The organism is Kribbella sp. NPDC055110, assembly GCF_053607525.1.
Genome location: NZ_JBSGTS010000008.1, coordinates 194,699 through 218,389, shown reverse-complemented (window position 1 = coordinate 218,389; position 23,691 = coordinate 194,699). Strand labels below are relative to the sequence as shown.

Here is a 23,691-nt window from a genome sequence, read left to right as displayed (position 1 = left end):
GCTTGGCGGTCCGGTTCAGATCGGCTGTGCGGGCTGGGTCGCGTAGGCGACCGCGATGGTCTCGGCTGACTGGGCGTGCGGTTCGTACGTTGTCGTGTGGCCGTTAGCGGTGATGGCCGCGACGGGGAGGGCTGGGTCGATGGAGTTCGTGAGGTAGGCGGCGTCGTACGTGGGGAGGTCGGTGACGGGGATGGGGGCGGTGTCGAAGGAGTCGAGGCCGCGTTGGAGGAGTTGCTGGCGGATGCCTGGGAGGGTTGGTGCAGTGGGGAAGACGAGGTGTGGGCCGCGGGCGAAGCAGATGTTCCAGATGGAGGCTTCGGAGAGCTCGGCCGTCGCGGTGTAGAAGACCGCGTCGTCGTACCCGGCCTGCTTGGCGGCGCGGGCGTAGTACGTGAGGTCGAACGTGCCGGTGTGCTTGAGGTGCGGGACGGCGCGTTCGTGCTGGTACGCGAGCAGGCGGAGCGGACGGGTGCCGGCGGCCACGGGCGGGCCGACGCGCGTCAGCAGGTGGAGTTCGTCGTCGGCGAAGACGTTCACGCGGATCGAAAGGTCGCCGGAGCCCGCCTGGTCGAGCGCCGCGCGGAGGTCGGCGCGGACGCGGTCCTCGGGCAGCGGCCGGCCGAAGACCTCCCGCGTACTGCGGTCCAGACGCTCGAAGTGCAGGTCCAGCCCGTCGACATGACCGTCGCGGACCTGCATCGAGGTGAAGTGACCGTACGACGTTGCTCGCAGCAACATCGGGTCGACCATCGGTAACAGGGTCCCGTCCAGCAGCAGGAAATCGCTCACGCGCACTAGTCTCCGGGTGTGGACGTGTGGAGCATCATCGGGTGGGGCGGATCCGCGCTTGTCGTGTGGTCGTTGTTGCAGACCCGGATCCTGCGGTTGCGGGTCCTGAACCTGATCGGCTGCGTGATCCTGGTCGGATTCAACGTGGCGGTCGGCGTGTGGCCGATGGTCGGGATGAACGCGGTCCTCGCGGTCATCAACGTCGTCCATCTCTGGCGGCTGCTCCGGCACCGGCACGACGAGACGGCGTACCAGGTGCTGCCAGTGAACGCCGCGGACGCGTACCTCGGGTACATCCTGCAGCGGCACTCGAAGGACATCACCCGGTTCAACCCGGGCTTCACGCCCGCCGCGAGCCCGTACGCGTTCCTGGTCCAGCACGGTGACCGCACCGTCGGCGTCGTCCTCGCCCACGACGCGGGCACCGGCCGCGCGCAGATCGACCTCGACTACGTGGTGCCGAAGTACCGCGACTTCACCCCGGGCGAATTCGTGTACCGCCGCAGCGACGTCTTCACCGACCAGGGCTTCCACCAGGTCATCGCCCCACCCCGCATGCGCGACTCCACGCCGTACCTGAAAAACCTAGGCTTCCACCACGAAGGCAACGCCCTCGTCCTCAACCTCCCCCAAAGCTAGCCACCCACCCTCGCCAAGAGCGGCTACCCGGTCTCCTGTCCGGCCTGTGGGTGAACTGCAGGCCCGTGAGACAGGTTCTGGTGGGCTGGAACCCGGTATTCCCTGTCCGCGGCCCCCAGAAGATGTCTCTCCCCCCGGCAACCGGGCGACCCACGCATCCAACACGCGAGCGGATATCCCCTGGTCTTGTGGGTTCTCCGCTCGTGCACCAGGGGAGAACCCACAAGACCAGGGGATAACCGCTCGCGTTTAGAGGTTCTTGGCGTAGCAGAGGGAGTTGGGTTCGTTTTCGAAGGGTGGGTATGGCGGGGTGGGGTGGTAGCCGTGGTTTGTGTAGAGGGCGATTGCCTCGACTTGCTTGGTGCCGGTTTCGAGGCGGAGGTGGGTCAGGCCGGTGGTCCGGGCCTGGTTCTCGACGACGTCGAGGAGCATGCGGGACAGGCCCCAGCCGCGGGCGGAGGGGGCGACGTACATCCGTTTGATCTCGCCGAGACCGGGCGCGACCGGCTGTAGTCCGACGCACCCGACCGGCGTTCCTTCGAGCGTCAGCACCGTGAACGCGATGTCGGGATGCAGCGCAACCAAAGGCTGGTCATCGCCGTACATCGCCGCCAGTTCGGCCTGTTGCGCGGCGGTCAGGGCCAGCACCTCCGCGTCGGTCGGCGGTGCCGTTCGCAGTTCCACTCCCTCGATCACCATGCCATCGGACGGTAGCAAGATGGCATGACGCTCCTGTTTCCATTTCCTCTCTGGTCCGTCGGCCGACCGTGAGGTTCAGCGATAGATCCGGAGATCGGCGAGACTCCACCAGTTCCCGGCGGTACCGGTCTGCGTGACGCGGACGTAGCGGGCCCGGGTCGGAGGTAGATCGATCGTCGTCAACTGGCTGCTCGACGTACCGCTGGCGACCGTCCGCCAGTTGCTCCCGTCGTTGCTGACGGCAACCGTTTGACCGTGGGCGTAGTCGCCGATGTTGCCGCCGCTGTCCAACGCAATCTGCCGGAACGTCTGCGCCTTGCCCAGGTCGGCCTGCACCCACTGACCGGGTGCCTGCGCCGCCTTGCTCTGCCACACAGTCGATCCGTCCGCGTCGACCAGCAATCCAGCATCGGCCCCGTTGACGCTAGCCGTCGCGCTCTGAATCGACAGCTCATGCGGTACGTCGGCCGCCGTCCGCCCCCAGGTGTACGTCGCGATCGACCCACCGGGCAGCTCGTACTCGAAGGACTGGTCGCCGACCGCCACCGCGAACGACCGCGGGTCGTCGTTCTCGTTGTGCACCACGAGCGCCGTCGTACCGTCGGGGTTGCGGAATGCGGCCGACATCAGTTGCCCGTTCCATCCGGTCGTCCCGTACGACGTACTCCCGATCCGCACCGCACCGGGTTTCACGAACTTCGACAGGTGGCCGATCGTGTAGTACTCCGCATCCGTCGACACGGTCCCGTCCGGCTGCAGCGTGACCAGGCCGGTGCACGTGTCGCAGCCGCCGAGGTGCGGGCCGCCGGTCGAGTCGAGGGCGATGTTCCAGTTGACGACCGACTTCGCCCAGTTGCGCGTCGTACCGAGCATCAACGTGCGCGCGTGCCAGGTGAGCGTGCCGCGGAAGATCTGCGGCGGGGTGTCGTTCGGCCCGTGCGAGCCGGAGCACTCGGTGAACCAGATCCCCTTCGACGGGAACGCCTTGTGCAGATCGGTCTGCTTGGACGGGTCGCCGGAGTAGCAGTGGTACGCCGTACCAGCGATCCACTTCGCCGCCGACGTCTGCAGCAGCTTGTACGGGTAGTCGGTCTCCGGGTCCTCACCAGGCGGAGTGGACGCGACGTCACCGGGATGCGTGGTCCAGTTGTGGTCGTAGCCGAGGATCTTCGTCCGCGGGCTTACCTTCTGCAGCAGCGGACCCAGGGCGGTGATCATTGCAGCTTCCTGCCGGACGGGCAGGTCGGTGCCCGGGTACGCGCTCGGCTTGCGGTTCTGCGGCTCGTTCTGGATCGAGAGGAAGTCGACCGGTACGCCGGCCCGCGTGTAGGCCTGCACGAACTTCACCAGGTAGCGCGCGTAGGCGTCGTACACCTTGGGGTCGTCCTTCAGCCGCCCGCCGACGAGCGAGTCGCCGGTCTTCATCCACGCCGGCGGACTCCACGGCGTCGCCATCACCTTGAGCGCGGGGTTGAGCTGCTTGGCGCGACGCAACAAAGGCAGTACCTGCTGCTCGTCGTGGGCGATGCTGAAGTTGCGCAGTCCGAAGTCGGTCTGACCGGCCGGTATGTCGTCGTACGTGTAGTGCTCGGCCGCGGCCGTGAAGTCGGACGAGCCGACCGGCTGCCGCAGGAAGCTGACGCCGATGCCCTGCTGCGGGTCGAACAGCTTGCGCAGCGTCTGCTCGCGGTCCGCCGGGCTGAGGCGGTACAGGACACTCGCCGACGAGTCGGTGATCGAGGCACCGAAGCCGTCCATGGTCTGGTACGTCGTCCGCGGGTCGACCGTGATCGTCGTCCGGTCGCTCGCGCCGTCGTGGAAGGAGACCGGCGCGCGCTCGTGGAGCAGCTCGGCGCGATCGGGCGTGGTGACCCAGACGTTGACCTGAGTCGTCGGGGGATGGGCCTGGGCCGGGCCGGTGAGTGACGCCACCGCGAGGGCAAGGGCGACGCCGAAGGCGGGTGTTCTCATCGCACACTCCTCTGGATGAAACAAACGTCCACAGAGAACGCTCGCCGCCAGGGACTGTCAAGGTCTGGGAGCGTGGGTCTAGAGTGCTGAGCGTGAAACAAAGCGATGTAACAAATGCCACGCGCTAGAGCGACGATGCGCGACGTCGCGGCGGCCGCCGGGGTGTCGCTCGCGACTGTGTCCCGCGTGGTCAACCAGATCGGCGGCATCGCGCCGGAGACTCGGCGGCTGGTGGAGCAGGCGATCGAGGAGCTCGGGCTGCCCGGGCCTGTGCCCCGCGGCGGTACGCCGAAGCCGGTCGACGGAGCCGTCTACGTGCGCTGCCCGTACGTCCTCACCGACTACTTCGGCCTGATCGTGTCGTCGATCGCCGAGACGCTGGACCGCCACGGCCGCCAGGTCGTTCTCAATGCGGGCGAGGCCACGCAGCACGATCCCGCGCTCGCGAGTCTGGCCTCCCGCCGCGGGATCGGCGGCGCGATCCTCATCCTCCCGCCGGAGCCGGGCGAGGATCTGGTTCGGCTGAGCGCGCGGCGCTTCCCGTTCGTCGTGGTCGATCCGCGTACGACGCTGCCGCGGGACATCCCGTCCGTGTCCGCCGCTCACCACTCCGGCGCTCGGCAACTCACGACGTACCTGACGGGGCTCGGGCACACCCGGATCGGCGTGATCGCCGGTCCGCGCGAGTGGCTCGCCGCCGACGCGCGGCTGAGCGGTCATTCGGCTGCGCTCGCGGACGTCGGCATCCTGCCCGACCCGTCGCTGGTGCGGCACGTGCAGCCGACCACGCTGCATGGCTACCGCGCTGCCGGCGAACTGCTTGACCTCGATCCGCGGCCGACCGCGTTGGTCGCGTTCAACGACAAGGCCGCGATCGGTGCGCTGCAGGCCGCGACCGAACGCGGACTCTCCGTCCCGCGAGATCTCTCGATCGCCGGCTTCGACGACCTCGACCTCGCCCGCGCGACGACCCCGCAACTCACCACCGTCCGTCAGCCGCTGCAGGAGATGGGACGGATGGCCGTCAGCCTGCTGATCCGGCTGCTGGAGCGGCACGAGGTCGAGGCGCTGCACGTGGAGCTGGCGACCGAGCTCGTCGTCCGGGGGTCGACCGGTCCGCGAGTGTCCACAATCGACAGATAGGCAGTGCGCAAAACGGCTCGATTGTGGCAGGTTTTAGACATGAACCTTCGGATCGGCATCGCCGGGATCGCCATCGAGTCCAGCACGTTCTCGCCCCACCGAGCCGGCCTGGCCGATTTCGACGTACGGCGTGGAGACCACCTGCTGGAGCGGTACGACTTCCTCGGCAAGGACTGGGCGCAGGGCATCGAGTGGGTCCCGCTGCTGCACGCGCGGTCCCTCCCCGGCGGTGCGGTGCTGTCGGAGGTGTACGACGAGCTGTCCGCGGAGATCATCACGCGGCTCGAGAACGCCGGCCCGTTGGACGGGTTGTTCTTCGACATCCACGGCGCGATGAGCGTCGTCGGGCGGCAGGACGCGGAGGCCGACCTGGCGACGCGGATCCGTTCCGTGCTCGGTCCCGACGTACTCGTGTCGGCCTCGATGGACCTGCACGGGAACGTGTCCCGCGAGCTCGGTACGGCGGTCGATCTGATCACCTGCTACCGGATGGCGCCGCACGAGGACGCGATGGAGAGCCGCGAGCGGGCGCTGCGGAACCTGGTGGAGCGGCTGCGGTCCGGGCTGGGGAAGCCGGGGAAGGCGTGGGTTCAGGTGCCGGTGCTGCTGCCGGGCGAGAAGACGTCGACGCGGCTCGAGCCGGCCAAGTCGATCTATCGGCGCGTGGGCGAGATCGCGGACGAGCCCGGCGTACTGGATGCCGCGGTCTGGGTCGGGTACGCGTGGGCCGACGAGCCGCGGTGTCGCGCGGCCGTTGTTGTCACCGGCGACGACCATGCACTGATCACCGAGCGCGCCACCGAGTTGGCCAAGGCCTACTGGGACGCCCGCGACGGCTTCGCCTTCGTGGCGCCCACCGGGACTCTGCACGAGTGTGTTGCGGCCGGGCTCGCTTCTACCGCCCGCCCGTTCCTGATCAGCGACTCCGGCGACAACCCGACCGCCGGTGGCGCGGGCGACACGTCCTGGACGCTCGGTGAGCTCCTCACGATCGAGGAACTGACCTCCGGCAAGGCCACCGCGATCCACGCGAGCATCGCCGACGCCGAGGCTGTCGCCGCCTGTGTTGCGGCCGGCGTTGGGAATCCGGTCGAGGTCGCCGCCGGTGGCAAGGTCGACTCCGGCCCCGCGGGTCCGGTCACGCTCTCCGGCATCGTGTTCTCGATCTCCGAGGATCCTGTCGGCGGCACAGTCGCGGTCGTGCAGATCGGCGGCCTGCACTCAATCCTCACCACCCGCCGCAAGCCGTACCACCACCTCGCCGACTTCACCCTCCTCGGCCTCGACCCGGCAGCCACCGACCTGGTCATCGTCAAGATCGGCTACCTGGAACCAGAGCTCTACAACCTCGCCGCCGACTGGCTCCTCGCCCTAACCCCCGGCGGCGTAGACCAAGACCTCCTCCGCCTAGGCCACCACGCCGTACGCCGCCCGCTCTTCCCCTTCGACCCGGAAATGTCAGCCCCCGACCTGACCCCAGAACTCCTACCGCCGGCCTGACCGCCCCACGAACCCGGCGGTTGAGGAGGATTGCCCACCCGAAACGGGAAGAAATCCTCCCCAACCCGCCGCTTTACAGCTTGCGGAGGAGGTGGAGGGCCTCGATCGCGTGGTCGATCAGGTTGTTGGCGGTGTAGGTGCGGTCCTTTTCGGGGAGGCCGGACCATTCGATGGCGAGGTCTTCGGTGTACGAGAGCCACGCGTGGACGCGGAGGTACTCGCGGGACGTGGGTTCGTCGGCGACCTCGGGGGTGCCCAGGTACGTGAGGATGCGCTTCGTGAGCCGCGCGCGCGTCTCGTCGTACACCTCGACGGCGAAGTCGTCGCCGCCCGCCGCGCCGCGGACGAAGGAGATATACGCGGTACGCCGACGTGAGATGAAGGCGACGAACTGGACCAGCATCTCGCGGAGCTGCTGCTCCGGCGCCAGCGTCTCGTCCGGTTTCGTGACCCGGAGCAGGCGGCGGCCGGCCGCGGAGATGACGGCGAGGTAGTAGTCGCGTTTGCTCGGGAAGTAGTGGAACAGCAGCCCGCGGGAGATTCCGGCCTCGCCGGCGATCGCGTCGATGGACAGCTCATGGATCGGCTGGTCGCGAAGCATCATCAGGCCGATCTTGACCAGTTGCTTCTTGCGGTCCTCCGCTGACATCCGGTGATCCATGCTATTGAGCATTGCTTAGAAGCTGAGCTACGGTCAAGGCGAGGGAGAGGAGTCTTGATGGGGTTCGAACCTTCGACCCGGGCTCAGGATCTGATCGCGCGCGTGGACACCTTCCTGCGCAGCGAGATCGAGCCGGTCGAGGCGGATCTGCACACCGCGATCCGCACTGCCGGTGACCCGTGGCAGCCGCAACCGATCATAAAGGACCTGCAGGCGAAAGCCCGTGACGCAGGCCTGTGGAACCTGTTCCTCCCGCCCGCCGAGCCGGGGAACGAGCAGTACGGCGAAGGCCTCAGCAACCTCGACTACGCCCCGATCGCGGAGCTGACCGGCCGGTCGTTCATCGCGCCGTACATCTTCAACTGCAACGCGCCGGACACCGGGAACATGGAGGTCCTGCTCCGGTACGGCAACGACGACCAGAAGAAGCGCTGGCTCGAACCGCTGCTGGACGGGACGATCCGTTCCGCGTTCTGCATGACCGAGCCGGACGTCGCGTCCTCCGACGCCACCAACATGCAGGCGACCGCCGTCCTCGACGGCGACGAGGTCGTGATCAACGGCCGCAAATGGTGGAGCACGGGCGTCGGCCACCCGGACTGCGAACTGCTGATCTTCATGGGCCTCACCGATCCCGACGCCCACCGGTACGCGCGCCACACGATGGTCCTCGTCCCGCGCGACACCCCGGGCGTGAAGGTCGAGCGCCTGCTGCCCGCGATGAGCAGGTACGACGAACCGCACGGCCACGGCGAAGTGTCGTTCACCGAGGTCCGCGTGCCTGCCGCGAACATCCTGGTCGGACCGGGCAAGGCGTTCGAGATCGCCCAGGGCCGGCTCGGACCGGGGCGTGTGCACCACTGCATGCGGCTGGTCGGCCTGGCCGAGAAGGCGCTCGAGCTCGCCCTGCAGCGCGGCACCAGCCGGACCGCGTTCGGCAAGCCGCTCGTCAACCTCGGCGGCAACCGGGAGCGGATCGCGGACGCGCGGATCGCGATCAACCAGGCACGGCTGCTCGTGCTGCAGACGGCGTACCTGCTGGACACGCAGGGGCTCGCGGGCGCGGTGAGCGAGGTCAGCCAGATCAAGGTCGCCGTACCGCGGATGGCGCAGGACGTCATCGACATGGCGATCCAGCTGCACGGTGGCGGTGGGCTGTCCGACGACTTCCCGCTCGCTGCCGCGTGGACGAGCGCACGGGCGTTGCGGCTGGCCGACGGGCCCGACGAGGTGCATCGTGGGGTGATCGCGAGGATCGAACTCGCGTCGTATCTTTCTGCGGTTCAGGAGGCCAAGTGAGTCGGGTCCTCGTCACCGGCGCGGCCAGCGGGCTCGGTGCCGCGCTGGTTGCGCGGTTCGTTGCCGAAGGCCACCAGGTGCTCAGCACGGACATGGCCGAGGACGACGGTACGACGACGTACCTGAAGCTCGATGTCCGCAGCCCGGACGACTGGGACGCGGCGGTCGCGTGGTGCTCGGACAACTGGGGTGGTCTGGACATCCTCGTGAACAACGCGGGGATCGCGACCGGTGGACGGATCGACGTCGAGACGCTCGACGAATGGGACCGGGTCGTCGACATCAACCTGATGGGCGTGGTCCGCGGCTGTCGCGCGTTCGTGCCGCTGTTCAAACGGCAGCGCTCCGGCCAGATCGTCAACACCGCGTCGGCGGCCGGTCTCGTCCACCCGCCGATGATGAGCTCGTACAACACGGTGAAGGCCGGCGTCGTCGCGCTCTCCGAGACGCTCTCGCACGAGCTCTATCCGTACGGCGTGAACGTGTCGGTGGTCTGCCCGTCGTTCTTCCGGACCAACCTCGCGAACTCGATCCGCGGCGCGGACAGCGCGATGGGCGCGACCGCTCGGCAGCTGATCGAGAAGTCACCGCGGTCCGCGGACGACATCGCGGCCGCGGTGCTCGAGGGCGTCAAGAAGAAACGGTTCCTAATCATCCCCGACCGGCCGGCCGCGATGGCCTGGCGCACCAAGCGGTTCGCCCGGCCGCTGTACGACCGGCAGATGCGGAAGATCGCGGCGCGAGCGCGGCAGCGGGCCGAGGGCACGGATGGGTGATGGTGCGCGGGCAGTCCGCGAGGAGGACGCGTTCGACGTGCCGGCGGTCGACACCTGGCTGCGCGCGCAGACCGCTTTGCCGGCCGGACTTCCCGAGGTCAAACAGTTCTCCGGTGGTGCGTCGAACCTCACCTATCTGTTGCGGTACGGCGATCGCGACCTGATCCTGCGCCGCCCGCCCGCGGGCACGAAGGCGAAGAGTGCGCACGACATGGGCCGCGAGTACCGCATCCAGGCCGGCCTCAAACCGGTGTTCCGGTACGTCCCGGAGATGGTTGCCCACTGCAACGACGAGACGGTCGTCGGTTCCGAGTTCTACGTGATGGAGCGGGTGGTCGGGACGATCCCGGGGCATCACGCGCTGGGCGTCGACCTCACGCCGATCCAGACCCGGCAGCTGGGTTTCACGTTGATCGACACGCTCGCCGAGCTGCACGCGGTCGATCCCGCGGCGGCCGGGCTGTCCGATCTCGGCCGCGGCGCGGGGTACGTCGAACGCCAGGTCACCGGCTGGTCCGAGCGTTATCGCAAGGCGAAGACGTGGAACGTACCGAGCTACGAGCGCGTGATGGAGTGGCTCGCCGCTCATCAGCCGGCTGACGTGCGCACGTGCGTTATCCACAACGACTTCCGGCTCGACAACGTCGTACTGGCCCCGGACGATCCGCTGCGCGTGGTCGGCGTACTCGATTGGGAGCTAGCAACGCTAGGGGATCCGTTGATGGATCTCGGGAGTGCGCTCGCGTACTGGGTGCAGGCCGACGACGACTGGGCGTTCCGCCGGTTCCGGCTGCAGCCGTCCGACGTGCCCGGCATGCCCACACGGGACGAGATCGTGCAGTACTACGCGAAGCGGTCCGGGCTCGAGGCGGAGAACTGGGCGTTCTACGAGGTGTTCGGGTTGTTCCGGCTGGCGGTGATCGCGCAGCAGATCTACTACCGCTACCACCACAAGCAGACCCGCAACCCGCGGTTCAAGAACTTCTGGCTGCCGGTCAATCTGCTCGAGCGGCGCTGCCGCAAGATCACCCGGCAGGCGTGAGTGGCTGTCATCTACCTGATTCGGCACGCGCAGGCATCGTTCGGTGCGCGCAACTACGACAAGTTGTCGGAGTTCGGTGAGCAGCAGGCGAAGCGGCTCGGTCAGACGCTCGCTTTCGTGCAGCCGGAGCTCGTGATGTCCGGCTCGATGCACCGGCACCAGCAGACGGCATCGCTGGCGGGATTCACCGCGGAGGTGGATCCGGGCTTCGACGAGTTCGACCACCAGGAGGTGCTCGTCGCGCACAAACCGGCGTACAAGCGGCACACCGTGATGGTCGCCGACCTCGCTCGCACCGGGAATCCGAAGCGCGCCTTCCAGGACGTCTTCAGCGCGGCGACCCAGCGCTGGATCGACGGCGGCGACGGGTACACCGAGACGTTCCACGCGTTCTGCGACAGGTCCGAGGCCGCGGTACGACGGACCGCCGAGCGGCTCGGGAAGAGTGAGACGGCGCTCGTCTTCACCTCCGGCGGGCCGATCGCGGCCGTGGTGAGCCGGCTGCTGTCCGGCGGCGACGGGCTGTGGGCGAAGCTGAACCCGGTGACGATCAACACCGCGATCACCAAGGTCGTGTCTGGCCGCCGCGGGCTGACCGTGGTGAGCTACAACGAGCATGTCCACGTCGGTGCCGACCTGCTCACGTACAGATAGGACTCCGATGCGACGGAACCTCCTGATCACCGGCGCCAGCTCCGGCCTCGGTGCCGAGATGGCCCGGCAGTTCGCGGCGAAGGGCCACAACCTGGCGCTGACCGCGCGCCGGACCGAGCGGCTGGACGCGCTCAAGGCCGAACTGACCGCGCGTTATCCACAGGCCACGATAGTTGTCCACAGCCTGGATGTGACCGATCACGACCAGGTGTTCAAGGTGTTCCGGGAGATCGACGCGGAGCTGCTGCTGGACCGGATCGTCGTGAACGCCGGCCTCGGCAAGGGCGCGCCGCTCGGCACCGGCCGGTTCGACGCCAACCGCGACACCGCATTGACCAACTTCGTCGGCGCGCTCGCCCAGGTCGAAGCCGCTCTCGAGCTGTTCCGGGCGCGGAACGCCGGTCATTTGGTGCTGATCGCGTCGATCTCTGCGCTGCGCGGGTTCCCGAAGACGGTCACGACGTACGCCGCGACGAAGGCCGGGCTCGCCTCGATCGGGGAAGGGCTGCGGCTGGAGCTGCTGGGCAAACCGATCAAGGTCAGCACGATCTACCCCGGGTACATCCGGTCCGAGATGAACGAGCGGGTCGCGAACGCGCCGTTCATCGTCGACACCGAGCCGGGGGTGCGCGCGATGGTCGCCGCGATCGAGGCCGAGAAGGCGAAGGCGTACGTGCCGGCGCGGCCGTGGTGGCCGCTCGCCCAGGTCATGCGGTTCGCGCCGCTGCCGTTGCTGAAAAGGATGATCTGAATGCGCTGGGGTCTGACTGTCCCGCTGACCGGCGTACCGCTGCGTGATCACCGCCCGCTGATCTCGGAGCTGTACGAGTTGGGGTACACCGACCTGTGGTCGGCGGAGGTGGCCGGCGCGGATGCGTTCACGCCGCTGGTGCTCGCGTCCGAGTGGGACTCCTCTTTGCGTTTGGGGACGGCTGTCGTACCGGTGCACACGCGCGGTCCGGCGGCGCTGGCGATGAGTGCGGCGGCGTTGGCGGATCTCGCGCCGGGGCGGTTCGTGCTCGGGATCGGGGCGTCGTCGGAGACGATCGTGACCGGGTGGAACGGGATCGCGTACGACCCACCGCTGGCGCGCACCCGCGACGTACTGCGATTCCTGCGGCAGGCGTTCGCGGGGGAGAAGGTCGACGGCGAGTTCGACAGCTTCACCATCCGGCGGTTCCGCCTGGAGAAGGCGCCCGACGTACCGCCCGCGATCATGCTCGCCGCGCTGCGACCGCAGATGCTGCGCCTGGCCGCCCGCGAGGCCGACGGCGCGATCACGAACTGGTTGTCCGCGGACGACGTACCCCAGGTCCGCGAGGAACTCGGACCGGACAAGGAACTCGCCGCGCGCATCTTCGTCTGCGTCACCGAGGACGCCGACATGGCCCGCAACATCGGCCGCTTCCTGATCGCGACGTACCTGACCGTGCCCGGGTACGCCGCCTTCCACGACTGGCTCGGGCGCGGCGAAATCATGAAACCGATGCGCGACGCCTGGGCCACCGGCGACCGCAACGCCGCCATGGCAGCCATCCCCGAAGACCTCATCGACGCCCTGATCGTCCACGGCACCCCCGCCGAATGCCGAGCCCACATCAACCGCTACGTGGACAACGGCCTCGACACCCCCATCATCGCCACCCTCCCCACCGGCACCAACCTCCTACAAACCGCCCGCGCCCTAGCCCCCCGCTAAGCGGTCTGCGGCGCGTGGCCGGTGACAGTCCGGGGAGTCCTACCCACCGGAAACGACCAGCAGAACTCCCCACACGATCAAGCCACGGCTACGGCCCGTCCATCTGGTCGCACATCCTTCGCGCCGAGACGATCCCGGTAGCCGGCAGTCGCGCTGCTACTGGCGGGTGGTGATTTGGAAGGCGCTGATGCAGAGGGGTTCTGGGGGGATCTCGTGGATGACGATCATGCCGGTGACCGTGGAGCGCTTGGTGGTGCCGGTCAAGGGGATGACGAAGGTGGTTTGCTGACCGACCAGCTTGCCTGCGGTGAGTCTTGTGGGCGGAGTGAGGAACGTCTGCATCAACGTCGGGATCAGTTGCCGGGAGCTCTCACAGGCCAGTGCGGTCGCCGCTGCGGAGTTGTTGGCGTTGAGCTGGGTGATGAAACGGCGGGCGAGGTTGGTCGCACCTGCTGCGCCCGTCCCGGTCGCGCTTGGGCGCGCAGTCGTCGGGCGGGCAGTTGGGCGCACGGCAGTTGCGTGGGCGGTGGTTGGGCGGGTGGTTGTTGTGGGCTTGCCGGGGGTGGAGGTGGGGTGGTTGTTGACGAGGCGGTAGGTGAGTAGGCCGATTGCGCCGAGGGCTACCAGGGTTAGTACGACGATCAGGGCGATGATCAGTCCGGCGCGGTTCTTTCGCGGCGGCTGCCCGTACGTGGGCGCAGATTTGTAGTCGCCCGACTGAGGTTGCCAGCTGTAGTCGGGGCCGGGAGGCGGTGAGCTCACATGTTCAGTGTGGCAGCGGGATCAGCTCAATCGGTGCTCTCGCAGCCACATCGTTGCGCGCCTGGTGGAGGCTCGGGAGAGCCATGCGTCCTGGATGACCTCAGTGAGTTCCTGCTTGGTGAGTTCGCCTAGTTGGCTGGCCCGGACGAGGACCGAGGGATGGCCGTCGAAGTGTGGAGTGGAGAAGAACGGGTTCGAGTCGTCCGACAGCAGCGCCAGCTTCTCGTTCTCGGACTCGACCCAAACCATGATCACGTCGTCGTACTTGTCCCCGCTCACCGGATCCACCGCATCCGGTCGCGGCGTACGGAAGAACACGAACGACTTCCCGCCGACCTGGTAGACGGGGCGATCCGTCCCGTCGTCGCGCTCCCACTTGGTGACGTACGGCATCGCTGACGCGATCTCGTGGACGTCGGCCACGCTGGCTTTCCTCGGCGCCATCCGGATCAGTCCAGGATCGATCAGCGCGAGCGTGACATCAGGCGGACACAGAGCGGTTGGGACGGTACGTCCATGATGTCGACGGTACCGGCCCACGGGACACTGCCGTTGTTCGTGCCGGCGAACGGGACCGAGATCCGGGGGTAGTAGCTGCGCACCGAGGCGGCGGGTCCGGTGACCGACAGCTTGGTCGGTGGGTCGACGAAGACCAGCAGGCCTTCCAGCAGTTGCTTGCTGTCCGTGCAGCCGAGTGCCAGCGCGCGCTTCTTGTCGTTCGCGTTCAGGAGTGCGAGGAACCTGGTGGCGAGTGTGCCGGCCTCGGTGAGGCGCGGTGCGGGTGTGGACGGCGCGGACGTGGGTGCGGACGTGGGTGCGGATGACGGTTCGTACGACGGCTCGGAGGAGGTGGGCTGTGGCGCTCCGGTCGGTTGGCTCGAGGCAGGGGACGGCGCTGCGGGGCCGCCCTGGTTGTCGTCGCCGGTGAGCCCCGGGAGGATCAGGGCGACGATGCCGAGCACCGCGAGTACGCCGACGACCGCGATCGCGACGTACAGCAGCGTCGGCGGCCGCCGCGGTCCGCCGGGGCCGTAACCACCCGGTCCATAAGCAGGGCCTGGACCGTAGCCTGGTCCCGGTGGGCCGTAGGGCGGCTGGGTGGGTTGTTGCTGCCAGCCACTGTTTGGTGGGCCGTAGGGGTTCGGGGGCTGCGTCACGGCGACAGTGTGGCAGCTCCAGGGATCCAGATGGTGAAGGTCGAGCCGGAGCCGAGGCGGCTGGTGACGGTGATCAGGCCGCCATGAGCTTCGGCGAGGTGTTTGGTGATCGCGAGGCCGAGGCCGCTGCCGCCGGTGGTGCGGCTCCGGGAGTGTTCGGCGCGGTAGAAGCGGTCGAAGACGTGCGGGAGGTGGTCCGCGGCGATGCCGGTGCCGTTGTCCGTGACGGTCAGGCTGTAGCCGCCGTCGACCGGCCGTACGCCGACGACGACCTGGCCGCCGGGTGGCGTGTAGCGGATCGCGTTCGAGACCAGGTTTCCGAGGGCCTGGCGTATGCGAGCGCTGTCGACCACTGCAAGGGACGGGCCGTCGACCGCTGCGCTGAGGGTCACCCCGGCCCTGTCGGCGGCTGGTCCGTGGGCGGAGACGATCTGCTGGACCAGCTCGGACAGGTCGCGTTCGCCCGGATGCAGGCGGAGCATGCCCGCGTCGGCGAGGGCGAGGTCCTGGAGGTCGGCGACCAAGTGCTCCAGCAGCCCGGTCTCCTCGAGCAGAGAGGTCACGAGCGCCTGATCGAGCGGTACGACGCCGTCCTCGGACGCGACCAGATATCCCTTGATGTTCGCCAACGGTGTCCGCAACTCATGCGCAACATCGCTGACCATCGCCTTGCGCTGGAAGTCGTGCCGCTGGATCGACTCGGCCATGTCGTTGAACGCATGCCCGAGCCGCGCCACCTCGTCCTTCCCGCTGACCGGCACACGCGCAGCGTGGTCCCCGTTCCGCATCCGCTGCGTCGCACCCGTCAACGCCACGATCGGCCGGACCAGCCGACGTCCGGCGAAGAACATCACCAACGCCGCGATCAGCAGTACACCGAGCGCGGTCGCGGCCGTCCGCAACAGTCCCTCGCCGGAGAAGACGTTGAACGTGCTCTTCGCCCCGAGGTACAGCTTCGCGGGCGGAGCGACGTACGGCGTCAATGCCTGGACGCGGGCCTGGGTGGTGCAGTCGATGAACTTGTCGGTGACGTCGCCCTTGGCCTTGGGCTCGATCGACTTCAGTCCCTCGAAGTCGTTGATCTGGTACTTGATGCTCGCGGCATCGAGGCAGGCGACCGCGCGCCGGACCTCGTCGTCGTTGACGATCTTGGCCTTGGCGCTCGGGGCGTACAGCCCGGGCTGGTAACAGCTGTCGTCCTTCGAAGAGATCCCGGGCTTCTCCATCACGCGCGCGCCGGCGAGCGACTCCGTCGACTCGATCATCACCTGCGGGACCGCCCCGGCGGTCTGCGCGACGCTCGCGGGCCTGCCCTTCGCGGTGTAGCAGTCGGCTGCCTGTTGGGCGAGCTTTGCCTGCTTCTGTTGCTCCTCCTCGGTCAACCCCCAGTCGGGCGCGGCCACGAACGGCGGGATCGCGGTCGCGGTCGTGACGAACCCGCCCGCCGCGCCGGCCGCCACCGTCTTGCGGGCGGTGTACACGTTCATCACGCTCGAGATCCCCGCCAGCTTCGCACCACCGGAGTTCCGGACGTCGATGGTTGCCGCCGGCACCGACGGGAGGTCCGGCGCGGCGCCGAGCATCCGGGCCGAGTCCGCGATCACCGAGCCGTCGTCGGCGGTGACCGCGACCCGGCGGCCGAGTTTGTCGGCCAGCTCGTGCACCAGTTTGTCCACGCCCGACCAGGTCGGATGATCCGCGGCGTACTTCGACAGCTGGCCGTAGATCTCGCCGTCGACCTGCAGTTGTCCCGTGTTCGCGTCGATCTCGCCCTGCAGCTTCTCCGACGTGCTGTACGTCGCGATCACCGCAGTGGCGATGACAGCTCCGAGCGCGACCGCGAGCGACAGTCCGAGGAACCGGACCAGCACGCTACGACGCATGACTCACCGCCTTGTCCGCGAGTTTGTACCCCACGCCGTACACGGTCTTCAGGTACGCCGGTGCGCCCGAGGACGGCTCGATCTTCTTCCGCAGGTTCATCACGTGGACGTCGACGGTCCGGTCGAACACGTAGTGGTCGAAGCCGAACGCGTGCTCGAGCAGCTGCTGCCGCGAGAACGCCCGCCCCGGCGAGGCCGCGAGACAGGCGAGGATCTTGAACTCGGCCGGTGTCAGCTCGATCAGCTCCCCGGTCAACCGAACCTCGTGGCGTGAAGGATCGATCTCGAGGTCGCCGACGCGGTACACCTCACCTTCTGCTCTACTCCGAGTCCGCCGCAGTACCGACCGGACCCGCGCGACGAGCTCGCGCGGGTTGTACGGCTTGGTCAGGTAGTCGTCCGCGCCGAGGTCGAGCCCGAGCAGCAGGTCGTCCTCGGTGGAGCGGGCGGTGAGCATGATGATCGGCACGTCGCCGTCTGCCCGCAGGACCCGGCAGACGTCCAGACCGTCGACCTTGGGCATCATCACGTCGAGCACCAGCAGGTCCGGGCTGCGCCGGCGGGCCTCGTCGATGGCCTCCCGGCCGTCGTGCACGACGACGGTCAGGTGCCCTTCCCGCTCGAGGTACCGCCGGATCAACTCCGCCTGCTTGAGGTCGTCTTCGGCGACCAAGATCCTGGCTGGCATACCCCTCAATGTCCCCGAAGTTGATGAGAATCCGATGAAGATCGGCTGAGAGCATCAGGTGCAAACGGGACCTTCACAGGTTCTTCACGGCCGCGGCGGCACGCTCCACGGCATGAAGAGAACAGCACTCGCCGTGATGGCGGTCCTGGCATTGGCCGCCTGTGGGAACGACAAGGCGCCGGTCGCGTCCGATCAGCAGAGCGACAAGAGTCCGCTCGCGGAGTACATGGGCGACGGCTTCGTCAGTTCGTCCGGCGGCGGGTTCAAGATGGCGGTCCGGGCCGGCGGCGCGCAGCAGCCGAGCGAGGAGGAGCTGGCCAAGCAGCGCAAGGTCGAGGACGCCACCGTCACCTGCATGAAGGCGGCCGGCTTCGAGTACGTCGCCGTACCGCCGGAACAGAACGCGAAGAGCAAGTTCAGCGAAGCGTTCAACCTGCCGCCGGACAAGTTCGCCGAGCAGTACGGGTACGGCATCAGCACGATCGACTGGTCCAAGGCCGGAGAGGACGACTCGAACCCGAACACCAAGATCCGCAGCGCGCTGTCGGCGGCCGCGCAGAAGGCGTACGACAAGGCCCTGAACGGACCGAACGCGACCGGGAACGGCGCGATCGTGATCGAGGGCGGCAAGGACGGCCCGAGCTCGAGCGGTCAGCAGGACCTGGGCTGTCGCGGCAAGGCGGTCAAGGAGGTGTACGGCGACGGGGCGGACCGGAGCGTCGACTTCAAGAAGTTCGACAGCCTGTTCAAGGACATCCAGGCGCTGCAGAAGCGGATCGACGGCGACCAGCGCGTGGTGGACGCGACCAGCGCCTGGTCCGACTGCATGGCCGACGCCGGGCACTCCGGTCTCAAGAAGGTCGACGACCCGCGTGAGCAGATCCAGAAGAAGCTCGACGAGCTGACCGGGAACAAGCCGCCGGCGAAGAACGGCCCGTCCAAGACGATCACCGGCCCGCCGTCGTTCGACAAGGTCGACTCGGCGAAGCTGTCCGAGCTGCGCAAGTCCGAGATCGCCCTCGCGGTGGCGGACCAGAAGTGCAAGGCCAGTGGGTACGACGATGCGTACAAGAAGGTGCAGTACGCGGCCGAGAAGGAGTTCGTCGACCAGCACAAGGCCGAGCTCGAGTCGTACCGCGACGAGACGGCGAACCGGTGACCGCTTCGCCCAAGTCCCGGCGCCGGGTGCTGGTCGGGGTGTCCGCGGTTGCCACCGTCTCGCTCGGAGTCGGTGTCGCCGCGGGCAGCCGGATCAGCTCGCCGGAGGACGCCGCCGCGAAGACCGCGGCACCGAAGGCGTCCCAGATCACCGTGCCGGTGGCGAAGAAGGCGCTGTCCAGCAAGGTGGTCGGCCGGGGTGACGCGTCGTTCGACGGCGCGGTGAACATCCGGGTCGAGACCAGCGGGCTGACGACACCGGCGATCGTGACCGGGAAGGTGCCGGCTGTCGGGTCGACGATCACCGAGGGCAAGGCGCTGCTCGAGATCACCGGGCGGCCGGTGATCGGACTGGCCGGCGTACTGCCGATGTACCGGACGCTGTCGCCCGGGTCCAAGGGGCCGGACGTGCTGCAGCTGGAGCAGACGCTCGACCGGCTCGGGTACGACCCGGGAACGGTCGACGACGAGTACACGCTCGACACGTCGGGTGCGGTGGAAAACCTGTACGAGGACGCCGGATACGACGCTCCGACGCCGGACGAGAAGTTCACGCAGGCCGTCGACCAGACGAAGAACCAGGTCGACGCGGCGAAGAAGCAACTCCGTCAGGCTCAGTCGCAACTGAAGGCGGCCAAGGACGCAAAGGCTAAGGACACGTCCGTGCAGCAAGGCGCTGTCGACGACGCGGAGCAGAACCTCGCGGATGCTCAGGATGCGCAGAACGAGGCCGAGTTCAAGGCCGGTACGCCGCTGCCGGTGTCCGAAGTCGTCTACGTCAAGACGCTGCCGCGCCGCGTCGACGACGTGAAGGTCGAGCGCGGCGGGACCGTGAACGGCGTGGTGATGTCGGCCAGCGGTGCGTCGCTGGTCGTCACGGTCAAGGTCGACGCGGAGACCGCGCAGCGCCTGAAGGCGGGTATGCCGGCGACGCTCGATCTCGGTGACAGCGTGTCCGTCGCCGGGAAGGTCCGCCGGGTCACGAAGAACGGGAACCAGTACGACGTGGTGGTCGCGCCGAACGCGTTGACCGCGAGCCAGTTGGCTCTGCTGCGGGACGCGAACGTGCGGGTGACGATCCCGATCAAGAGCACCAGCGGCAAGGTTCTCGCCGTACCGGTGGCTGCCCTGTCGTCCGGGTCCGACGGTGCGTCGCGGGTCGAGGTACTGCGGAACGGGAAGGTGGAGCTGATCCCGGTCACGGTCGGGCTGACCGCCGACGGGTTCGCGCAGGTCACCCCGAAGGGCGACGCGAAGTTGTCCGAGGGCGATCAGGTGGTGGTCGGACGATGAGTACCGCGGTCGCGTTGCCGGCGCCGGTCGTCGAGATGATCGGCGTACGACGGTTCTTCCCGGGGCCGCCCGAAGTACAGGCGATCAACGGGATCGATCTGACGATCGGGCAGGGGGAGTACCTGTCGATCGTCGGGCCGTCCGGGTCCGGGAAGTCGACGTTGCTGCACCTGCTCGGGTTGTTGGACAACCCAACGGGTGGGGTGTACCGGCTGGACGGCGTGGACACGATGAGCCTGCGCGAGCGGCGCCGCGCCGTACTGCGAGGGGAGCGGATCGGGTTCGTGTTCCAGTCGTTCCATCTGCTCGATCACCGCACCGTGCTGGAGAACGTGGCGCTTTCGATGGTGTACGTCGGAGTGCCGCGGCGGCAACGGATGGCGCGGGCGCGGGTCGCACTGGAGCGGGTCGGGCTGTCGCATCGGATGGAATTCGCGCCGACCACGCTGTCGGGTGGTGAACGGCAGCGCGTCGCGATCGCGCGGGCGCTCGTCGCGGAGCCCAGTCTGCTGCTCGCGGACGAACCGACCGGAAACCTCGACACGGCGAACGCGGAGGCGATCCTGCAGGTGTTCGACGAACTGCACTCCGAGGGCATGACGCTGGCCGTCATCACCCACGACGACCACGTCAGCCGCCGGGCGCAACGCCAGGTCCGCATCGTCGACGGAACCCTCCAGTGGTAACCCAAGCAGGCCCCCCGGATCCCGCCGGCGGGCCGTCCACGTCGCCGGGAGCGGCGTCGTCCTCCACCCCGACCCGCTCCCGGCGTCGCCGGCTCAGATCTCGTCCCGCCGTGCGGGACCTGCTCGACGAAGCGCTGGCTGGCGTCGCGGCCCGGCCGACCCGATTGATTCTCACCACCCTCGGCACCGTGCTCGGAGTCGCCGCACTGGTGGGAACGGTCGGGCTCGGCCAGACAGCGGCCGGACAGATCACGCAGCGGTTCGACCTGGCCGCAGCGACCCGGGTAGTCGTGCAACCGGACGACAAAGGCGGGCAGGAAGGGGAGGCGGCGACCCAACTGCCGTGGGACGCGCCGGACCGGATCAAGAGGCTGAACGGCGTGGAAGCGGTCGGGACCGTCAGCAATCTCGTGATCGGTGACGACCTGGTCGAGAACGTCACCGGCCTGGACGGCGGTGCGGGCAAGGCGCTCCAGGTGATGGCCGGGTCATCCGGTCTCTGGGACGCCGTACGCGCGGTGCTCAAGACCGGCCGGTTCTTCGACGACGGTCACGACCGGCGCGCCGACAAGGTGGTTGTCCTGGGCAAGCATGCGGCGGAGCGGCTCGGTATCAACCGGGTCGACTCGCAGCCGGCCGTGTTCATCGGCGACGAGCCGTACACGGTGATCGGGATCCTCGATTCGGTCACCGGCCGCGCCGACCTGAATGACGCGGTGATCATGCCGAACGGGACGGCGAAGCAGGCCTACAACCTGGAGTCGCCGGACGCGGTCGAGATCCGTACGGCGGTCGGCGCCGCGCAACTGATCGCGGAGCAGGCCCCGATCGCGATCGAGCCGAACAACCCGAGCACCTTGACCGTGGACGCTCCGCCGAAGCAGGGCGCCGTACGCAAGGGTGTGGAGTCCGACCTGAACGCGTTGTTCCTGCTGCTCGGTGCGGTCGCGCTCCTGGTCGGCGGGCTCGGCATCGCGAACGTCACGCTGCTGTCGGTCCTGGAACGCATCTCGGAGATCGGTCTGCGCAGAGCACTCGGCGCGGCCCGAAGACACATCGCGGTCCAGTTCCTGGTGGAGAGCGTGATCGTCGGCTTCCTCGGCGGACTACTCGGTACGGCGGTCGGCGTCATCCTGACCGTCGGCGTGTCCTGGGTCCGCGACTGGACACCGATCCTGGACAACCGGCTGGCGTTCGGTTCACCCCTGCTGGGTGCGTTCATCGGTCTGGTCGCCGGTACTTATCCCGCCTGGAAAGCCTCCGCCATCCAGCCGATCACCGCCTTGCGAGGCACGTGAGTAGACCACGGCGGTGATCGCGAAGCCGACCACGATCAGCGCGAGCACCGGGTAGGACTTCCCGTTGTCGGGCAGGATCGCCGCGCCGAGTGCGGCCGCGGAGACCTGCCCGACGTTGAAGATCATGTCGTACAGCGAGAAGACCCGACCGCGGTACACGTCGTCGACACGCGTCTGCACGAGCGTGTCGACGCTGATCTTGATGCCCTGCGCGCAGAACCCGGTCAGGAACCCGCCGACCACCATCGCGGGCTTGGTGTAGAACCCGATCGGTACGGCGCTCACCACCGCCGCGGCCGCGAACAACACAGTGATCCACTGCCGCAACGCCATTACCCGAGTGCCCCACGGCGTGACCAGCGCGGCGACGAACAGGCCCGCGCCGACCGCACCGGTCGCGATCGCGAGGCCGCCGAACGCTTGATCCAGCTGACCGGGACCGTAGAAGTAGTTGCGGTACAGCAGGATCATCGCGACCGTCATCAGCCCGAAGAAGAACCGCAGCGACCCGATCGCGGCGAGGCCGAGTGCGGCCTGCCGGCGTTCGCGGAGGTGCCGGCCGCCGTCGACGAGACCGGTCGCGATCGTGCGGAGGGCCTCGAGGATGCCGGGCTCGTCACCGTTCAGGTCCGGGCCGAGCTGGTCGCGCCGCAGCCGGAGCGCGAGGAGGGCGGCGGCCGTGTAGATGACGACGGTCAGCCCGAGGACGACCAGGTCGGAGTCGACGAGCAGCTTCACCCCGGCGCCGATCCCGCCGCCGATCAGGAACAACGCCGTACCGGACGTCGGGGTGACGGCGTTGGCCATCACGAGCTCGTCGCGCTCGACCACGTGCGGGAGACCTGCGGACAGGCCGGAGAGCAGGAAGCGGTTGACGCCGAGGGTGAGCAGTACGGCGAGATAGAACAGTGCACCGGCGTTCCCGGCCGCGACGATCGCGCCGACGCCGATGACGAGCGCGGCCCGGGTCAGGTTCGCCGCGAACAGGATCTGGCGGCGCGACCAGCGGTCCAGCAGTACGCCGGTGAACGGTCCGAGGATCGAGTACGGCAGCAGCGACACCGCGAACAGCCCCGCGATCGCCGCGGCGTCCGGCGCCCGCTCCGGCGAGAACAGCACGTACGACGCCAGCGCGACCTGGAAGACCCCGTCCCCACACTGCGACGTCAGCCGAACCGCAAACAGACGCCGGAAATCACGCCGCCGGAGAAGCGTCGAGAGGTCCCGCATAAACCGCACGACTGCACTGTAGCTATTCCGCTTGATGCAGGCGTTCGGCGGCGGTATCACCCCGCTTGCCGACCGGCTCGACGCCGGTGACCTTGCCGAGCCCGAGCAGGGGCATGTTGCCGTAGATGGTTTCGGTGTTGCCGGCCGGTACGACGTACGTCTCGTGCCAGATGCCGACCGCGCCGCCCTTGAACGACTTGCGGAAGTACTCGACCCAAGCGGGCCGATGCGTCCGGCCGGTGTCGTTCGCGAACGCCTGGAGCTTCTCCACCGACTCCCAGTACTGGATGAGCGTGATTCCACGCCACGTCGGCAGCGTCCGGAACCCGAGCAGCCCGCTGTCCTTGTCCTTCATCAGCTCGCGCAGCATCGGCCCCATCGCCCGCAGCACCGGCACCCACTCGCGCACCTTGACCAGCGAGTTGACCCGCATCCCGATCAGGAACACGACCAGCTCCCCGTCGTACGCCGCCGTCTGCCGCCCCTGAATCACGTCGCCCATGTCGTCCCCTCACGTTGTGGAGTTAGTCCACCACGACCCGGCGGGCGGCGGGAATTCAATCCTGTGTAAAGGCCGTCGCGGGACGCGCCGGAGCTGGTGGCATGGCCGCCGGGGAGCGATAGTGTCGTTCTGCCGGTGTCACGGTCCGTTGTGCACCGGTTA

24 protein-coding genes are annotated in these 23,691 nt (G+C 68.2%); 13 read left to right on the top strand and 11 right to left on the bottom strand.

Annotated elements, in window-relative coordinates:
- Positions 1–15: 15 nt before the first annotated feature.
- Positions 16–789, bottom strand: a complete 774-nt coding sequence (locus ACWF0M_RS15510) for an aminotransferase class IV (protein WP_452236320.1) — start codon at positions 787–789, stop codon at positions 16–18.
- Positions 790–807: 18 nt separating this feature from the next.
- On the opposite strand from ACWF0M_RS15510, the gene ACWF0M_RS15505 reads away from it, so the two are divergent.
- Positions 808–1,428 carry a hypothetical protein gene (locus ACWF0M_RS15505; RefSeq protein WP_452236319.1) on the top strand — a complete coding sequence of 207 codons (621 nt, stop codon included), beginning with the start codon at positions 808–810 and terminating at the stop codon, positions 1,426–1,428.
- A 249-nt stretch (positions 1,429–1,677) separates the two neighbouring features.
- Here the strand turns inward: ACWF0M_RS15505 and ACWF0M_RS15500 are convergent, their stop codons facing one another.
- Both ACWF0M_RS15500 and ACWF0M_RS15495 read right to left on the bottom strand, forming a co-directional pair.
- Positions 1,678–2,127 carry a GNAT family N-acetyltransferase gene (locus tag ACWF0M_RS15500; protein WP_452236318.1) on the bottom strand — a complete coding sequence of 150 codons (450 nt, stop codon included), beginning with the start codon at positions 2,125–2,127 and terminating at the stop codon, positions 1,678–1,680.
- Positions 2,128–2,202: 75 nt separating this feature from the next.
- Entirely contained in the window at positions 2,203–4,098 is a 1,896-nt protein-coding gene (locus tag ACWF0M_RS15495; protein WP_452236317.1) for a discoidin domain-containing protein, read from the bottom strand.
- Between the two features lie 114 nt (positions 4,099–4,212).
- Between ACWF0M_RS15495 and ACWF0M_RS15490 the strand changes: the two genes are divergently transcribed.
- Positions 4,213–5,241: a LacI family DNA-binding transcriptional regulator gene (locus ACWF0M_RS15490; protein ID WP_452236316.1), complete on the top strand. Its 1,029-nt coding sequence runs from the start codon at positions 4,213–4,215 to the stop codon at positions 5,239–5,241.
- A 39-nt stretch (positions 5,242–5,280) separates the two neighbouring features.
- Positions 5,281–6,741 carry a M81 family metallopeptidase gene (locus tag ACWF0M_RS15485; RefSeq protein ID WP_452236315.1) on the top strand — a complete coding sequence of 487 codons (1,461 nt, stop codon included), beginning with the start codon at positions 5,281–5,283 and terminating at the stop codon, positions 6,739–6,741.
- Between the two features lie 73 nt (positions 6,742–6,814).
- Here the strand turns inward: ACWF0M_RS15485 and ACWF0M_RS15480 are convergent, their stop codons facing one another.
- Entirely contained in the window at positions 6,815–7,390 is a 576-nt protein-coding gene (locus ACWF0M_RS15480; protein WP_452236314.1) for a TetR/AcrR family transcriptional regulator, read from the bottom strand.
- 69 nt (positions 7,391–7,459) lie between these two features.
- Here ACWF0M_RS15480 and ACWF0M_RS15475 point away from each other — a divergent pair, with 69 nt between their 5' ends.
- Genes ACWF0M_RS15475 through ACWF0M_RS15450 form a run of 6 tightly spaced genes read left to right on the top strand, consistent with a single transcriptional unit; the run spans position 7,460 to position 12,872 of the window.
- On the top strand, positions 7,460–8,701 hold the full coding sequence (locus tag ACWF0M_RS15475) for an acyl-CoA dehydrogenase family protein (RefSeq protein ID WP_452236313.1): 1,242 nt from the start codon (positions 7,460–7,462) through the stop codon (positions 8,699–8,701).
- Entirely contained in the window at positions 8,698–9,477 is a 780-nt protein-coding gene (locus ACWF0M_RS15470; RefSeq protein WP_452236312.1) for an SDR family NAD(P)-dependent oxidoreductase, read from the top strand. Before ACWF0M_RS15475 ends, ACWF0M_RS15470 begins: the two co-directional genes overlap by 4 nt.
- Entirely contained in the window at positions 9,470–10,519 is a 1,050-nt protein-coding gene (locus ACWF0M_RS15465) for a phosphotransferase family protein (RefSeq protein ID WP_452236311.1), read from the top strand. The genes ACWF0M_RS15470 and ACWF0M_RS15465 overlap by 8 nt, the downstream gene beginning before the upstream one ends.
- The gene (locus ACWF0M_RS15460) at positions 10,520–11,173 is read left to right on the top strand and encodes a histidine phosphatase family protein (protein ID WP_452236310.1); all 654 of its coding nucleotides are present in this window, start codon (positions 10,520–10,522) and stop codon (positions 11,171–11,173) included.
- A gap of 7 nt (positions 11,174–11,180) precedes the next feature.
- Positions 11,181–11,924 carry an SDR family oxidoreductase gene (locus ACWF0M_RS15455; RefSeq protein ID WP_452236309.1) on the top strand — a complete coding sequence of 248 codons (744 nt, stop codon included), beginning with the start codon at positions 11,181–11,183 and terminating at the stop codon, positions 11,922–11,924.
- Positions 11,925–12,872 (top strand): LLM class F420-dependent oxidoreductase, encoded by a 948-nt coding sequence (locus tag ACWF0M_RS15450; RefSeq protein ID WP_452236308.1) that lies wholly within the window; start codon positions 11,925–11,927, stop codon positions 12,870–12,872.
- Between the two features lie 156 nt (positions 12,873–13,028).
- Here the strand turns inward: ACWF0M_RS15450 and ACWF0M_RS15445 are convergent, their stop codons facing one another.
- From ACWF0M_RS15445 to ACWF0M_RS15425, 5 genes are read right to left on the bottom strand one after another with little or no spacing between them, the layout of a single operon-like run.
- Positions 13,029–13,634, bottom strand: coding sequence for a hypothetical protein (locus ACWF0M_RS15445; RefSeq protein ID WP_452236307.1), 606 nt, complete (start codon positions 13,632–13,634; stop codon positions 13,029–13,031).
- Between the two features lie 21 nt (positions 13,635–13,655).
- Positions 13,656–14,078: an MmcQ/YjbR family DNA-binding protein gene (locus ACWF0M_RS15440; protein ID WP_452236306.1), complete on the bottom strand. Its 423-nt coding sequence runs from the start codon at positions 14,076–14,078 to the stop codon at positions 13,656–13,658.
- 20 nt (positions 14,079–14,098) lie between these two features.
- The gene (locus ACWF0M_RS15435; protein ID WP_452236305.1) at positions 14,099–14,791 is read right to left on the bottom strand and encodes a hypothetical protein; all 693 of its coding nucleotides are present in this window, start codon (positions 14,789–14,791) and stop codon (positions 14,099–14,101) included.
- Positions 14,788–16,674, bottom strand: coding sequence for a sensor histidine kinase (locus tag ACWF0M_RS15430; RefSeq protein ID WP_452236304.1), 1,887 nt, complete (start codon positions 16,672–16,674; stop codon positions 14,788–14,790). The genes ACWF0M_RS15435 and ACWF0M_RS15430 overlap by 4 nt, the downstream gene beginning before the upstream one ends.
- A complete protein-coding gene (locus tag ACWF0M_RS15425) occupies positions 16,664–17,362 on the bottom strand; it encodes a response regulator transcription factor (protein WP_452236303.1) in 699 nt (232 codons plus the stop codon). The genes ACWF0M_RS15430 and ACWF0M_RS15425 overlap by 11 nt, the downstream gene beginning before the upstream one ends.
- Positions 17,363–17,474: 112 nt before the next feature.
- Between ACWF0M_RS15425 and ACWF0M_RS15420 the strand changes: the two genes are divergently transcribed.
- The 4 genes from ACWF0M_RS15420 to ACWF0M_RS15405 all read left to right on the top strand — a co-directional run bounded on the left by ACWF0M_RS15420 (position 17,475) and on the right by ACWF0M_RS15405 (position 21,797).
- Positions 17,475–18,521 carry a hypothetical protein gene (locus tag ACWF0M_RS15420; protein WP_452236302.1) on the top strand — a complete coding sequence of 349 codons (1,047 nt, stop codon included), beginning with the start codon at positions 17,475–17,477 and terminating at the stop codon, positions 18,519–18,521.
- Positions 18,518–19,813, top strand: coding sequence for a peptidoglycan-binding protein (locus ACWF0M_RS15415; protein ID WP_452236301.1), 1,296 nt, complete (start codon positions 18,518–18,520; stop codon positions 19,811–19,813). Before ACWF0M_RS15420 ends, ACWF0M_RS15415 begins: the two co-directional genes overlap by 4 nt.
- Positions 19,810–20,499, top strand: coding sequence for an ABC transporter ATP-binding protein (locus tag ACWF0M_RS15410; RefSeq protein WP_452236300.1), 690 nt, complete (start codon positions 19,810–19,812; stop codon positions 20,497–20,499). The genes ACWF0M_RS15415 and ACWF0M_RS15410 overlap by 4 nt, the downstream gene beginning before the upstream one ends.
- A 110-nt stretch (positions 20,500–20,609) precedes the next feature.
- The gene (locus ACWF0M_RS15405; RefSeq protein ID WP_452236299.1) at positions 20,610–21,797 is read left to right on the top strand and encodes an ABC transporter permease; all 1,188 of its coding nucleotides are present in this window, start codon (positions 20,610–20,612) and stop codon (positions 21,795–21,797) included.
- Here ACWF0M_RS15405 and ACWF0M_RS15400 read toward each other — a convergent pair.
- Together ACWF0M_RS15400 and ACWF0M_RS15395 are read right to left on the bottom strand one after the other, a co-directional pair.
- Positions 21,699–23,027, bottom strand: a complete 1,329-nt coding sequence (locus tag ACWF0M_RS15400) for an MFS transporter (RefSeq protein ID WP_452236417.1) — start codon at positions 23,025–23,027, stop codon at positions 21,699–21,701. The genes ACWF0M_RS15405 and ACWF0M_RS15400 overlap by 99 nt on opposite strands.
- A 22-nt stretch (positions 23,028–23,049) precedes the next feature.
- Entirely contained in the window at positions 23,050–23,529 is a 480-nt protein-coding gene (locus ACWF0M_RS15395; RefSeq protein ID WP_452236298.1) for a DUF4188 domain-containing protein, read from the bottom strand.
- Positions 23,530–23,691: the final 162 nt, after the last annotated feature.

Excerpts from the sequence above, each read along its gene's own strand:
- ACWF0M_RS15500 (WP_452236318.1), bottom strand. The coding sequence starts at position 2,127 with ATGGTGATCGAGGGAGTGGAACTGCGAACGGCACCGCCGACCGACGCG.
- ACWF0M_RS15495 (WP_452236317.1), bottom strand. The coding sequence starts at position 4,098 with ATGAGAACACCCGCCTTCGGCGTCGCCCTTGCCCTCGCGGTGGCGTCA.
- ACWF0M_RS15490 (WP_452236316.1), top strand. The coding sequence starts at position 4,213 with ATGCCACGCGCTAGAGCGACGATGCGCGACGTCGCGGCGGCCGCCGGG.
- ACWF0M_RS15485 (WP_452236315.1), top strand. The coding sequence starts at position 5,281 with ATGAACCTTCGGATCGGCATCGCCGGGATCGCCATCGAGTCCAGCACG.
- ACWF0M_RS15480 (WP_452236314.1), bottom strand. The coding sequence starts at position 7,390 with ATGTCAGCGGAGGACCGCAAGAAGCAACTGGTCAAGATCGGCCTGATG.
- ACWF0M_RS15475 (WP_452236313.1), top strand. The coding sequence starts at position 7,460 with ATGGGGTTCGAACCTTCGACCCGGGCTCAGGATCTGATCGCGCGCGTG.
- ACWF0M_RS15465 (WP_452236311.1), top strand. The coding sequence starts at position 9,470 with ATGGGTGATGGTGCGCGGGCAGTCCGCGAGGAGGACGCGTTCGACGTG.
- ACWF0M_RS15455 (WP_452236309.1), top strand. The coding sequence starts at position 11,181 with ATGCGACGGAACCTCCTGATCACCGGCGCCAGCTCCGGCCTCGGTGCC.
- ACWF0M_RS15450 (WP_452236308.1), top strand. The coding sequence starts at position 11,925 with ATGCGCTGGGGTCTGACTGTCCCGCTGACCGGCGTACCGCTGCGTGAT.
- ACWF0M_RS15440 (WP_452236306.1), bottom strand. The coding sequence starts at position 14,078 with ATGGCGCCGAGGAAAGCCAGCGTGGCCGACGTCCACGAGATCGCGTCA.
- ACWF0M_RS15430 (WP_452236304.1), bottom strand. The coding sequence starts at position 16,674 with ATGCGTCGTAGCGTGCTGGTCCGGTTCCTCGGACTGTCGCTCGCGGTC.
- ACWF0M_RS15425 (WP_452236303.1), bottom strand. The coding sequence starts at position 17,362 with ATGCCAGCCAGGATCTTGGTCGCCGAAGACGACCTCAAGCAGGCGGAG.
- ACWF0M_RS15420 (WP_452236302.1), top strand. The coding sequence starts at position 17,475 with ATGAAGAGAACAGCACTCGCCGTGATGGCGGTCCTGGCATTGGCCGCC.
- ACWF0M_RS15410 (WP_452236300.1), top strand. The coding sequence starts at position 19,810 with ATGAGTACCGCGGTCGCGTTGCCGGCGCCGGTCGTCGAGATGATCGGC.
- ACWF0M_RS15400 (WP_452236417.1), bottom strand. The coding sequence starts at position 23,027 with ATGCGGGACCTCTCGACGCTTCTCCGGCGGCGTGATTTCCGGCGTCTG.
- ACWF0M_RS15395 (WP_452236298.1), bottom strand. The coding sequence starts at position 23,529 with ATGGGCGACGTGATTCAGGGGCGGCAGACGGCGGCGTACGACGGGGAG.